The organism is Nostoc sp. S13 (assembly GCF_029379315.1).
Classification (GTDB): domain Bacteria; phylum Cyanobacteriota; class Cyanobacteriia; order Cyanobacteriales; family Nostocaceae; genus Nostoc.
The window spans coordinates 18,641-32,031 of sequence record NZ_JAQYWQ010000001.1; the positions used below are offsets into that span (position 1 = coordinate 18,641).

General features: G+C 43.3%; 11 protein-coding genes and 1 pseudogene. All 12 read right to left on the minus strand.

Features of this window, described 5'->3' with window-relative positions; genetic code table 11:
- Positions 1–28: 28 nt before the first annotated feature.
- Positions 29–286, minus strand: a pseudogene (locus PUQ00_RS00090) (flagellar assembly protein H); the annotation flags it as partial.
- 97 nt (positions 287–383) lie between these two features.
- A complete protein-coding gene (locus PUQ00_RS00095) occupies positions 384–959 on the minus strand; it encodes a Uma2 family endonuclease (RefSeq protein ID WP_300411853.1) in 576 nt (191 codons plus the stop codon).
- A 121-nt stretch (positions 960–1,080) separates the two neighbouring features.
- On the minus strand, positions 1,081–2,151 hold the full coding sequence (locus PUQ00_RS00100) for a cold shock domain-containing protein (RefSeq protein ID WP_300411856.1): 1,071 nt from the start codon (positions 2,149–2,151) through the stop codon (positions 1,081–1,083).
- Positions 2,152–2,285: 134 nt separating this feature from the next.
- A complete protein-coding gene (locus PUQ00_RS00105) occupies positions 2,286–3,635 on the minus strand; it encodes a cytochrome P450 (RefSeq protein WP_300411859.1) in 1,350 nt (449 codons plus the stop codon).
- Between the two features lie 76 nt (positions 3,636–3,711).
- Positions 3,712–4,041: a hypothetical protein gene (locus PUQ00_RS00110; protein ID WP_300411862.1), complete on the minus strand. Its 330-nt coding sequence runs from the start codon at positions 4,039–4,041 to the stop codon at positions 3,712–3,714.
- A gap of 117 nt (positions 4,042–4,158) precedes the next feature.
- A complete protein-coding gene (locus PUQ00_RS00115) occupies positions 4,159–4,377 on the minus strand; it encodes a toxin-antitoxin system HicB family antitoxin (protein WP_300411865.1) in 219 nt (72 codons plus the stop codon).
- A 6-nt stretch (positions 4,378–4,383) separates the two neighbouring features.
- The gene (locus PUQ00_RS00120) at positions 4,384–4,806 is read right to left on the minus strand and encodes a putative toxin-antitoxin system toxin component, PIN family (RefSeq protein ID WP_300411867.1); all 423 of its coding nucleotides are present in this window, start codon (positions 4,804–4,806) and stop codon (positions 4,384–4,386) included.
- A 104-nt stretch (positions 4,807–4,910) separates the two neighbouring features.
- Positions 4,911–7,685 (minus strand): HDIG domain-containing metalloprotein, encoded by a 2,775-nt coding sequence (locus PUQ00_RS00125; RefSeq protein ID WP_300412148.1) that lies wholly within the window; start codon positions 7,683–7,685, stop codon positions 4,911–4,913.
- A 744-nt stretch (positions 7,686–8,429) separates the two neighbouring features.
- Entirely contained in the window at positions 8,430–9,374 is a 945-nt protein-coding gene (locus PUQ00_RS00130; RefSeq protein WP_300411869.1) for an ADP-ribosylglycohydrolase family protein, read from the minus strand.
- A 151-nt stretch (positions 9,375–9,525) separates the two neighbouring features.
- The gene (gene aroQ / locus PUQ00_RS00135) at positions 9,526–9,975 is read right to left on the minus strand and encodes a type II 3-dehydroquinate dehydratase (RefSeq protein ID WP_300412151.1); all 450 of its coding nucleotides are present in this window, start codon (positions 9,973–9,975) and stop codon (positions 9,526–9,528) included.
- Positions 9,976–9,997: 22 nt separating this feature from the next.
- Positions 9,998–10,138 carry a hypothetical protein gene (locus tag PUQ00_RS00140; protein WP_300411872.1) on the minus strand — a complete coding sequence of 47 codons (141 nt, stop codon included), beginning with the start codon at positions 10,136–10,138 and terminating at the stop codon, positions 9,998–10,000.
- A 258-nt stretch (positions 10,139–10,396) separates the two neighbouring features.
- On the minus strand, positions 10,397–13,048 hold the full coding sequence (topA, locus tag PUQ00_RS00145) for a type I DNA topoisomerase (protein WP_300411875.1): 2,652 nt from the start codon (positions 13,046–13,048) through the stop codon (positions 10,397–10,399).
- Positions 13,049–13,391: the final 343 nt, after the last annotated feature.

A 13,391-nucleotide genomic window follows, 5' to 3' on the forward strand; every position in this document is an offset into this window, starting at 1 on the left:
AATTGCCCATATTCGGAAGCGAGTGAAGCTTTTGGGGAAAGCGGCGATAGACTCGCAAGCGATAGTCAATCATGCGAAATGGGATATTAGCATCGGGTTAAGTCTGAAACTCTAGGTGAAGCACTAGTTCAGGCAATTCCAATAAAATTAGTGCATCGGCTCGAATAGGTTCTAACGAGAGTTCAGAAGGACTTAACTCCGTAAGGGAAATGGGTTCTCCCAACAGCCAAGTGGCAAAGTCGGTGGAAAAGTTTTCGGCGAGGAATTTGCAGATGTTATCAAATATCCAAAAATCTTACCACTCCAAAACTTCAAACTGGGTCGTAGTTACTAAAAAGCCATCTTTAATGATGCAAAAATTGGAATTTTGAAACAGCGATCACTTAACTCAAAATCTGTGCTAAATCCAGCAAAAAACCAGGCAATACATCCTCTCCTGATAAGCTACTAGGCGATTGCAAAACCTCAACATCCTGTCCTGGGCGGTAAATTTCCACCTGTTGGTTCTGGGGGTTAATTAGCCAGCCTAAACGCACACCGTTGTCAATATACTCCTGCATTTTTTGTTGCACAGTCTTTAAGCTGTCTGAAGCAGAGCGTAATTCTACCGCAAAATCGGGAGCGATCGGTAGAAATCTGTCGGGGTTTGGATTCAGGGCTTCTAATCGCTCTTGGCTCACCCAAGATGCATCGGGAGAACGGTTTGCACCATTGGGGAGTTTGAAACCCGTTGAAGAATCAAAAGCCAAACCTGTGCCATCAGCGTCAGCCCAATTACCTAAACGCTGTGTCAGTCTACTATTTCGATTTCCGCTTTCCCATCCAGTTGGTGGCATGATAATTAATTCTCCCTCTGCCGTGCGCTCAAGTCGCAAATCTCGATTATTTTGACACAGTTGGAAGAACTGCTCATCTGTTAGTTCAATGGTGGGGCTGAGGTTTAGAATCAGGGCAGTCATAGTTGCCTTTCAATCTTGGTAACTGTAGCCTAGCATTTGGTTAATATACTAGGTTGACATCAATGGAGATGAGCTTCTAGCTCAGTATAGAAATTGGAGTATGTATCATAAAAGGATAAAATCAAGTTTTATCAATCACTGCAAGGTGTGCAGATAGTTCATCTTCTTCAAATGCATCTGAATATAGTCTTTTATTAAATATTTTAATTAAATCTTGCACTGAAATTTCCTTAATACGAATCCCATCAACATCATATAATTCTCTAGTATTTTCTTGGGTAATTATCCAAACTTGACGATTTTTACCTTGAATTTGGAGCGTTTTTTTCCTTCCTCCACCATCTGTGAGTCTGACATCAATTGTCATCTGAGAATTTTTTAATTTATTTACATAGTTTTCAATCTGCTCTTTTTTGTGTTCATCAAAATTTTTTCTAAGCGTGCAATCATACATCACTGCAAGGCTTCCTATTATAAAGAAACCATCCGCTCTCCCAGCTTGATTTTTTTTGTCATATTGATACAAGTTGTGGATACCCAGAAGCCTGAAAACCATAAATACATAATCCTCAAACTCTGCTGAGTCTGAAAGCTTCATGCAATTACCCAAGCAGTAACTAATGTTTTCTTTGATATCTTTAACATTTGAAGTATCAATATTAAAAATAGCTTTGTTATTTAAAGATTCCGTTGGTTTAGGTAAACTTGAAACAACTAAACGAATCTTTTTTACAGCTTTTATAATCCTTCCATCTTGATAATTGATATTTTGTAAGATAAATTCTACTTTATCGCCTTTAAAAAGATTTTCGATTGTAATTTCCTCTAAATCTCGCTTAAAAAATAGCAAATCTTTCTCTTGATTTTTTAAGGTGATATCAGGTCTAATAAAGCCTCTACCTTCTTGCTGATTTAGCCAGTTAATAACTCCTGTTAATCTGGTATATTCATTTAAAAGACATACTTCATCAGCAATTTTTTCTACAGTCCCATCTTTTCTATTCCATTCTTTAACACTGAATTCTACTAAGTTGCCTCTTTCTAAATCTTCAATAGCGACCCCAATCAGCTTATCTGCAAAAAAAAGTATATTGCCTTCATGACCTGGTATTGGTGTATCAGGAGTAATAAACCCACAAGATACTTTTCCTTGTTTGATACTGAGACCCCTGATTGTTCCTGTGATTTTCATACCTCTTTACTGACAAGTCTTATACAGTTCCAGATATAGGATTCCCTATAAACTGAACGGTATAACACTGCTTGAAAGTTGTAGCAGTTATCCCTACCTTTTGATTTATCCACCGAATCGAACTTTATATCATGTTAAGAATTTAGCTTGCTATTCAAAGGCTCAATATATGCTTCTAGAGTATCCTTAACTTTAGAAGGCTGACGAACTGGAGCGATCGCAGAATAATCCGGTTTTACTGTCCAGTCGTAATGCCGAAGCAGTGTAGAAAGCACAATTTTCATTTCCATCTGGGCAAATTCCATGCCTAAACAACTGTGCGAACCATAACCAAAACCTACTAGTGCTAAGGGATGTTTCTTATCTTCTTCACGAGGTTGTGCAAAGCGATCAGGGTCGAAGCGATCGGGATCGGTGTACAGTTCTGGTAAACGGTGAGTCAGCATCGGCGAAATAGTCACAAACCAACCGGCTGGGATGCGATAGCCTCCATACTCAATATCCTTGAGGACACCACGATTATATGCATACACAGGGGGATAGAGCCGTTCTGCTTCTTTTAGCACGTTGGTTAACTGTGGAAGTTGTTTGAGATGGGACAGGCCCAGGGGATTATTTCCCACAACTGCTAATTGTTCTTCACGCAGTCGCTCTCGCCACTCTGGGTGATTACCTAATTCAAATATTACCCAACTCAGCAAGGAGGCTGTCGTCTCATGTCCAGCAAACAGCAGTAGTAATGCCTCGTTGATTATCTGTGTTTCGCTCAACTTGTTGCCGTCTTCATCAACAGCTGCTAGCAGCAATCCTAAAACATCTTTTGATTCCTCTAAGTTACCCTGCTCGATACGTTGGGCGATCGCTTCACGCAAGAAAGCCACTAATTTACCCCTAGCATTTTGACCGCGACCATATAAAGTAGAAGGGACATTCCATTTAAATATCGCCATACTGCTATCTAGCAATTGTGTAAACCATTGACTGGTTTGCTCAACTTCGCTCTTGTTCTGACTTCCCAAGAAGAGGCGAGTCGCAACTATCAAGGTAAGCTGGCGGAAACTAGAATTTAAAGGAATCGTTTCCTGTCCCCAATCTTTGAGGAAGTCTTGCACAATATTTTGGATAGTGTCGAAGTATGTAGCGATCGCTTTTCCGTGAAATGCTGGATACATCAAGCGACGAGTTAGCCGATGTTCTTCCCCATCTTGTAATAAAATATTATTGCCAAATGTTGGTTCTAGGAAATACCACCCTATCCGCGACGACATATGTTCCGCTTGTTCCACCAGCACTAGCCGATTAGCATCAGGGCCAATTAAATAAGCACGTTTACGTCCCAGGACGCTTGTCTTAAAAACTGAACCATGCTGCTGGAATCGTCGCCATATATACAGTTCTAAATCCCGAAATATTTCCAATGTCTCCCCCAAGATGGGCAAGCCATAGCTACCAGGCATTTCCTCGGCGGATTTTAGCTGCCGCATATTTGAGTATCTCCAGCAGTAATTAGCTACAGTGTCTACTTAATTGTAAAGCGCAGTTAGGCTTTGTAAATCCAAATTACCAATCGCGGTAAAGTTTTTCTGCGTAGAACATAATCTCTTCATTTGGCAATCTAATTTTTGGTTTTTGCCGAGCATACAAGCTCTCAACTGCACCTGTATCCTGTTCAATGACTGTGGCTGCTGCTTTTAAAACTGAATTTTTAAACATAAATTTCATCAAAGGATTGATGACTTGGGCATACATCAAAATAAACGTCTTGGTGATTTTTTCTGTTTCCGGGTACAGAATATGAATTTGAGCAATATCACCAATAGGTGTTTTGGCAAAAAAAGCTGTTGTTGAAGGAAAAGCGTATTCGAGTGTGTTAGCAAGTGTTTTAGGCAAGATTCCCAAAATAGGATTTTTGATAATAAGCGACGCCGAATAGTCCGTCGTAGACATCGCACCCATAATCGTCTCAACTGGCTGCTTATATCATTCCGCTACAAACTTCTCTTATTTCTATTCTGTCAGCGCATCAAGTTTAACCAGTATCCTTAAGCCTTCTTCTGAGTTCCCAGTTGCAGCCATTGCTTTAAATCTGGTATTGGCATCAAATTCTGCTAGAGCTATAGTGGAAAGTTCTTCAATCAGCTTATTTACACTTATGCCTTTAACTTGAGCAAGTTCTTTTAATCTGTTGTGTTTTTCGTCTGGTAAACGAATCGTTAAAGTAGCCATTTTTGTTTAACTCCTAATAATTTCTTCAGGTTTTAAAATTGATAAGTTAGGAAATAACAATTCAGCATTTGGGAAATATTTAATATTATGAGTGGCAATAATTTGAGCATTACCAGCAACGGCTAATTCAATTAAATGGTTGTCAGCTTCATCTTTTAAATTAAGTCGCCATAAGTAGTAAATATAAATCCATTGACTCACACTCATAAATGATGCAAGTAAAGCAGAAATTTCTGCACTCGTTAAAGGGCATTTGGCGATAATTTCTTCTCGCCCAATAACTGACTCATACTCAGAAAATAAAGCGTTTCCCATCAAAGGCTGATATTCGCCTATCAAGGAGCGTCGAATGAGTTCTCTACTGGAACTCTTAGAGCTAATAAGCGCACTAATAAAAATGCTGGTATCAACCACAATTTTAATCGCCATGCAATAATGATAGCATATATGCTATCAGAGCACCCCGACTCAAAAAACTTCTTAACAAGATTATCAACAGATATAGGTAGGCGTAACCCGGCGTAGACATCGCATTACGAGTTCCGTCCAGTACTACTAGCCTTCAACTTAGGATAAGCAATGCGTTTGTGATGAAATTGCTGCCAAACATCTACAAATATCTGGGAAATTTGTGAAATTTCTTCTCGTGTTAGTCCTGAATCTACGAGTTGATTGTCTTGCCATTTGGCACGCAGAATATTATTTAACATTGTTAAAGCTTGTTCAGTCGAGACATCTTTGAGCGATCGCTTCTCTGGCAAAGGTTTAGCCGATGCTTGCAGCGATCGCAGCGCTGCTTCGCAAGAATCTGCTAACATGACAATTCCTGTTTCCCGTGATTGGGGAATTGGGCCATCGTAGCGAAAATCTGCGTCATCCACTGTTAAACTTGAATCTGACTGAGCCATTTGCTGGGCTTGGTGATGGAAATATGCAATCAGCATCGTTCCCTGATGCTCTGGAATAAAAGCTTGAATCGCTGTCGGCAAAAGGTGTTTACGCGCCATCACCAACCCTTCAGTTACGTGCTTTTTGATAATTTCTGCACTCTTCCAAGGGTCTTTAATCTCTGTATCGTGTTTATTCGGCCCCCCCATTTGATTTTCAATAAAACCAAGAGGGTCGTGCATTTTGCCAATATCGTGATATAATGCTCCAGCCCTGACTAACTCAACATTGCATCCTAGTTTTTTGGCAGCAGCTTCGGCAAGGGTAGCCACAAACAGCGTATGTTGAAAAGTTCCAGGAGTTTGAGTAGCAAGTCGTTTTAATAAGGGGCGGTTAGGGTTCGCCAGTTCTGCTAAACGGATTGGAGTGACTAAATCAAAAAGTTTTTCTAGATAAGGACTCAAGCCCAAGGCAACAACACTCCAGCCTAAGCCGGATAAAGCAAATAATCCGGCTTCTCGGAGAACGATATACCAGGTTGAACCAAATGCTTGACCAATTAAGATTTTAACAACCAGATAAATGCTGCCCTGAGTTAAGGCGATCGCAACACCCAATAATGCCAATTCTTCACGCGATCGCAATCGTTGTGCAATATAACTACCTAATATTCCTCCCCCGACACCAGCTAAAAGCGCAGCCTTGCTCATATCCAAGTTAACGCCTAATATCGGCAACAGCAGCCCGACAACTGTCAACCCCAAAGTGGGGCCGTAAAAGCTTCCCAACAATAAACCAAGGGCGCTCCAGGTAGTATAAGGCAATCCGATCGTGATCACTCCTGGCACACTCAGAGTCAGCAATAATACCAATAGGCGATCGCGTTGTCGCAATTCGTAATCGATATGCCGTTCTACCCAGACAAAAATGCTAATGGCGATCGCAATAACGGTTCCTAAATTCACTAACTCCTGCCATTTCACCTGCCGGCGAATCAGGTGATAATGCTCCAGCACCTCAAAGTTCCACGCAGTAATCTGCTCTCCTTTTTTGACAATCACCTCACCATGCCGTATTTTTACCATCACGGATGGCACGCCAGCAGCAGCCTTTTGAGCGTTTTGTCTGGTTTGTTCTTCATCTCTTTGCAGATTCGGCTTAAGTACAGCTAACAACAGTTTTTTGGCCAAAGTTTCAGCGTTTTCTGGTACAAAGGTCTGCAATTGTAAACTCACCGCATCCTGTAAGATATTTTTTGGCAGTCCCTGTGGGATGCCTTGGGTGAGAATCCGCTCTAAACTCTGATGGATTCCCATTTTTGTTTTTTCCCACTCCTCATCTAACAAATCCAAAAGGAGCGATTCCTCGTATACTGCTTCTGGGCTAACAGTCTCTAACTGTAAAAGTTTGGCAGTGGCTTGCGTGTATCTTGGGCGTACTTGGGAAATTTGGGCAATCAGTAAAGACAAGTTTTTCTCAGAAGTTGTGACACGGTAAGATTCTAGTTCTGCTACTGCTTGAGTAAAGTCAGTGTTTTGAGAGAAATCAACTGGCTCTGTCTTCTGTGGCTTTACCTGTGGACTCTGGGAATCAGATTTGGGGAGCCAGTCGCGTGCGTATTTTCCTCCCATTGAGCGGACTGGCGTTGGTGTTGTGCGCGGCTGGCGTGACTGATTGGGTGCAGCTATAGATAATGAACGGGAGGCGGCGGTTTGTCTTGTTCCTTTTTTCTGCTGATTTTTACTATTTTCTATAGCTACTAGTAGTGCTTGCCATTCCGAGTCAGGACAAGAGCGGAGGTAACGCTGGGTAGAGATGGACAAAATTACAGGATCAAAAAAAGGAAAAGCTCCAGCAAGAGCGCGAATTTCGTTGCCATCATTCAGGAGTTGTTGTAAATTTCCGTTGATTTGTTTGTTGATTCCCACATCAACCATCAACATTTGTAAGGAGCGATTACTGACGGCTTTGCGCTCGGCTTCTGTTTTTTTCTGATCTTCGATGCTAGCTGTGTAAGGCGCTCTAATCGTTTGGGGCGCGGGATTTCCTATTTGGAGTTGCGTCTGGTTGTATAATTTATGCCCAATAACACCTGTGAGGGAGACTACAGTGATCGCTAAAATTACTGAGTAACGCTGTTCATGTGCCCAATCTAAACCGACTGCATAAATACTACTCTTAGTTTTGACCGATTTTGCCTTTGACTTAAGCGCTCTTTCTTGTTTTCGGCGATTGCTTTTCTCATTAGTTTTTGATAAAAACAGGATTACATTCTTGACCATAGTCCTTAGAAGTTCCCTTCTATGACTTTTGCCTTTGGGACTTCTGATTAACTTTCCCTTACGGCGTAGTCCTGTGTACTGTCGCCGCCAGTAAGTCAATTGCTGGTTCAAGAACTGCAAAAATTGCTGCATTTTCATTATCTTTGCCTGCAATTGCCAACTTTGATAGCTCAAAAAAAAGACAATCATCAGGGAAGTTTGCTCTGCGGCTGCTGCAACTCCGGGGGCGGGGGCTTTTTTGTTGCCAATTTGCCACAATCGCTAGGTACAGAATCAGTCGGAGGGTTTGCTGAAAAATTCTAGTAGATCAGACTAATACATTGTGGCGTCAGTTTACCTAAGTAAGTGGGCGTGAATAATTAAAGGTTTGTAGTGAGTTAGCGCGGTTTTCTCCCTACAGCCCTTCTCAAGACAAGCAAGCTACGCGTAGCTTGCTTGTCTAGTAGCTCCAACGTCAGACGCTAGCCTCTCACCGATGGCATTCGGGGAGACGCTAAAAGCGATAGCGCCACGGAGAGCGAGTCCGCCTACTCCTGCTCTTAAGCAAGCTACACGTTGGCCAAGCCTCTGTCTCCGACACGCTATTCGCGTTCCTAGAGAAGCGTCTGGTAGAGAGCGTCACCCGAAGGGTAAGCGGCTCCAGCCCTATTTTAAGGGCTGAAGTCCTTGCTAAGAAGTAATTTAATTAATTTTACATTGCGTAACATAGTTTGATTTATTCTTGCCCACTTACTTATCTTTAACCCGTTGCTTAGAGCAACTTGTCTGGTTTGAGATGGTAGCTGGATTTTTGCCAAGCTGTACTAGTAAGTTTTTTAGTTTTTGGCTAGATTGTGTAGTATTCAGCGTTTGACACTCGCACCATTGTTCGGTGAAAATAGATTAACGCGACCGAATAACACGAGGAGCTGCGTAAACTGAAAGCGGAGCCACCTCACATCCCTCCTCTGTTAACTCCCTTGGATTTAAGGAAAGATCATACACTCCTGACCACACTGCCCCAAATACATCAGCCAATTTTAACATTTGGGAAAAACTTGTTAGTCCCCATGCTGAAGAATTCCTCTGCAAGAGTAAGACTTGCCAAGTTACGGGAATTCCACCTGTACCGTTATATGCTCCTGATAAAGCACCAGTAATTGCAGCTGTAGCTTGTGAGGTTAGAGGTGTCGCATCTTGTACTTTAAAATTGCCATTGCGAGTAGCCCGCAAAACCGCAAGACGAAAATCTTCCAAGGTACTCAAAAAACAGTAGAATGCCATCGGAATAATGTTACTGAGTTTTTCTTCCTTAGCAAACTCAGCTTCCGCACTTGACAATCCAGCCCCTTGCTCTAATAAATTCTGGACTCTTAATAAATTTTTTGGTATTGATGTCGGTGTTTCTCCGATAAAAGTAATTATTTGCGGTATGAGGGTTAAGGGGTCGAGTTTTTCAGTTAGGGCAAGAGCGATCGCATATCCTACTGCTAGTGTTCCATCCCGTACTACTGGGTCATCCTCCCAGATTTTTAGTACATGCAGCAAGTTTTGTCGGAGCTTAATTGGATTTTCGTGAAAAAAAAGTGCTACTGGCAGTGTGGCAATAATTATTTTGATTGATATATCATCAGTTGTTACTAAATGAAGAGATTCTTGTTGCTGACGCCCTATCCAATCATCTAAATCTAATCTACCCAACGCAATCAAACTCTGGGTACCCAGAACCGCCATTCTACCCAAATCTAAGTAACTCTGAAACTGTATTTCACCACCAGAGGCTAAACTTTCCCCCAGAAATGCTCCAAACAAAGTACCTTTAAACCGACTTATAGGAGAGTAACGCATGAATTATATAGTTAAAAGTGAGGAGTGAGAAGTTAATGAAAGATTGCTAATTCTTAACTTTAGTACCAACTACCAATTCCTAACTCCTGTACAGACGCGATTAATCGCGTCTCTCCTAACTCTTGTACAGACGCGATTAATCGCGTCTCTCCTAACTCCTAACTCTTAAATGATTCACTAATGCTTGTAAGCCCAACAAGTAACTTTGGACGCCAAAACCACTTATTTGCCCGATCGCGACTGGGGCGATGTACGAATGATGGCGAAAATCTTCCCGGCGGTAGATATTACTCAGATGTACTTCTACTGTGGGCAAGTTAACAGCAGCGATCGCATCTCGCAATGCCACACTTGTGTGAGTGTATGCCCCAGCATTAATCAAAATTCCCTGATATTGTCCTAATGCCCCATGAATAGTATCTACCAAAATTCCTTCATGATTTGACTGCAAAGGAAAAACTTTCGCCTGTAACTTGAATCCTTCTTCTTCTAACAGGCGGTTAATTTCAGCCAGTGTCAACGAACCATAAATTCCTGGTTCTCGCTGTCCTAGCAAATTTAAGTTTGGCCCATGCAGTGCCAGAATGTTTAAGGGTTGCAACGTCGAGTTCAGCACTTTCAGGCTAGTGGCGACGGCGCGAGCGATCGTTCACAGGAATCGGAATCAGTTCCGGTTCTGGCTCAACCTCTGGCCCTAATAAGCTCTCAATTAGCCTACGCGCTAACTCCTTAAGCTTTTCCAGCACCTTTTCTATATAGTCCATGAACTGACCGCTCCTGAGATACTACCTCAATTTTTGATTAACAGGTACGCAGAAAATGGCATATTTTCGCACCTCTGGCTTCCAACCGGGCACAGACACAATCCCGCATTTGGGATATAAGCCACTTCTAAAACTTGGCGTTGTGCTCTCCCTTACTTTTTAGAGTATCACACTTGCAACGTACCGAACTTCATCCTATCAAGGATGGAGATCAAGGGTCAAGAGTTAAGGATCAGACTTTGGACTCTTGACTTGCAATTAACTTTCTGCGCCCTTTTTTTTCGCAGTAGTCGTTGATGACTTAGCAGTTGACTTAGATTTGGAACTCGTTGATTTATTCGTTTTGCGAGTCGATTTTCCCTCCGATGCTTTAGCTGCCAACAAGTTCAGCGCCGCACTCAGCGTTACATCTTCTACCGATTGACCTTCTGGAATACTCACATTAGTTTTGACATGCTTGATGTAAGGGCCATAGGGGCCATCGTAGATGTTGATTGTTTCGCCGTCGTCTGGATGTGTACCCAATTCGCGTAAGGCTGCCTTGGACTTGCTGTTGGTGGAACTACGTCCCTTTTTTGGTTCGGACAATAATTCCAATGCACGTTCAAGAGTAATTGTCAATACATTATCAGCAACTTTCAGGGAGCGGTAGTCTTTCCCCTCCTTACCCTGGTCATGAACCACATAAGGGCCAAAGCGCCCCAAACTTGCTTGGATTTTGCCGCCAGTTACTGGATGAACTCCTAAAGTCCGGGGTAGTGCCAACAGACCAACAGCCATTTCCAGGGTAACGGTTTCTGGAGTGACACCTTTGAGTAAGGAGGCTTGTTTCGGCTTGGGGTTTTCGTCGGTTTTGTCACCCAATTGGACATAGGGGCCATATGCACCAATTTTCACATAAATCGGTTCACCAGTTTCGGGATGCCGACCTACCTGATCTGGGCCTGTGGTTTTTTGTCGCAGCAACACTTCTACCTGTTTGGGGTCGAGGTCAGCTGGTGTCAGGTCTTTGGGAATTGAGGCGGTGACAACTCCGTTACCATTTTCGACTTCAATGTAAGGGCCATATTTCCCAATGCGGACTCTGGCATCTAGATTCTCTAGTTCCACAGTCCTAGCTTTGGTGGCATCAATTTGACTTTCTTGTTCTTTGACTAGGGTTTCCAGCCCTTTCTCTCCCAGATAGAATTCCCGCAAGTAGGGTAGCCATTTCGCTTCACCTGTGGCAATGTCATCGAGGGTTTGCTCCATTTTCGAGGTAAAACTGGGATCTACGATGTCTGGAAAATGTTTTTCCAGCAAGTTGGTGACGGCAAAAGCGGTGAAGGTGGGAATAAGAGCGTTAGTCACCAATTGGGCATAACCCTTGTCAATAATCGTGCCAATGATGCTGGCATAGGTACTGGGACGACCGATACCTTCGCTTTCTAAGGTTTTCACCAAAGTCGCTTCGGTGTATCTAGCTGGCGGTTGGGTTTCGTGGCCAACTGCTTCTAGCTCTGTACAATTCGGATGATCTCCCACTTTCAGATTCGGCAAAATTACTTCCTGGTCTTCCAGTGCTGCTTCCGGGTCGTCTGAGCCTTCAACGTAGGCACGTAAGTATCCAGGAAATTCAATCCGTTTGCCAGAAGAACGAAACCCAGCGTCCTCAACTTGCAATTGCACGGTAATTTGAGTTTGGCGTGAATCAGCCATTTGACAAGCGACAGTACGCTTCCAAATCAAATCGTAAATCGCAAGTTCCCGACCGCCCAAACCAGTTTCTTGAGGGGTACGGAAGCTGCTACCTGCTGGACGAATTGCTTCGTGCGCCTCTTGTGCGCCTTTGGACTTGGTGGTGTATTGCCGAGGTTGGGGACTGAGGTATTGTTGACCATAGAGCTTTTCTACACAACTACGAGCAGCTGCGATCGCCTGATCTGACAAATGCACCGAATCTGTCCGCATATAGGTAATATACCCCTGCTCGTACAAATTCTGGGCAACCCGCATCGTGTCACGGGCTGAGAGGCGTAACTTCCGGTTAGATTCTTGTTGCAACGTCGAAGTGGTGAACGGTGGCGACGGTTTGCGCGTCACTGGGCGTTCCTCGATGTCGTTAACACTCCAGGTTTTCCCAGTTAGGCGTTCCTTGAGCGCTACCGCTTCGTCTTCCTTGAGCAACAAGACATTGCGACCTGCGGTAATTTGTCCGGTCGCTGCGTCAAAATCGCTGCCGTTAGCTATTTTGGTTCCTCCCAATGTTACCAACTGGGCACCAAAGGGGGTTTTTTCCTTTGACAAACTGGCTTTCAAATCCCAGTACGTACCTTCATGGAAAGCGCGGCGTTGGCGTTCCCTAGTCACTAAAAGTCGCACGGCTACAGATTGGACTCGCCCAGCAGATAATCCCCAGGCGATTTTTTTCCATAGCAAGGGAGACAAGGTATAACCCACCAACCGATCTAAAATCCGCCGCGTTTCTTGGGCGCGAACCAACTGCTCATCAATATTGCGGCAGTTTTTCAACGCTTTTTTGATCGCGTCTTCAGTAATTTCGTGAAACACCATCCGCTTAGTCGGAACTTTTGGCTTCAGCAATTGGTATAAATGCCAACTAATGCTTTCACCTTCCCGGTCTTCGTCCGTTGCCAGAATCAGTTCATCTACGTCTTTGAGGGCTTCTTTGAGCTGAGTGACAATTTTCTTTTTGTCTTTCGGGACAACATATACCGGTTCAAAGTCGGCGTCCACATTTACCCCTAGCTGCGCCCATGTTTCGCCCTTGACGGCAGCAGGAATTTCACTAGCCGACTGAGGTAGGTCACGGACATGACCCATAGACGCCTCTACCCGATAGCCTGATGGCAAGTAGTTGCGAATGGTACGAGCTTTGGTTGGAGATTCGACGATGACGAGAGTTGACATGGAAATTTCAAAAAAAAGAATAGCTACTAAGCTAAACAGTCAAATTGAGTTAATTTTTGCAAATTGTCAAGATAAAAGGTCACGCTTAGGTTGGTGATTTAATCCTCACACAAACTGCCCGTTAGGGCGAAAATTCGCTTAACTTAGGGTGCAGTCCTTGCTAAAGGATAGGGTAGAGGAACGCTGGATGTGAATTTCCAGCTATTTCAATCTTTAACTTATCTAACGCATAATTGGCGAGTAAAGTTTTCAAAATACCCCGCAAGAAGTGTAATACGACGATATCTTTTGTCAATGAGGGCAAGGGGAGTTGGGACGGTAGGGCCCCCTCTAGGGATAAGCA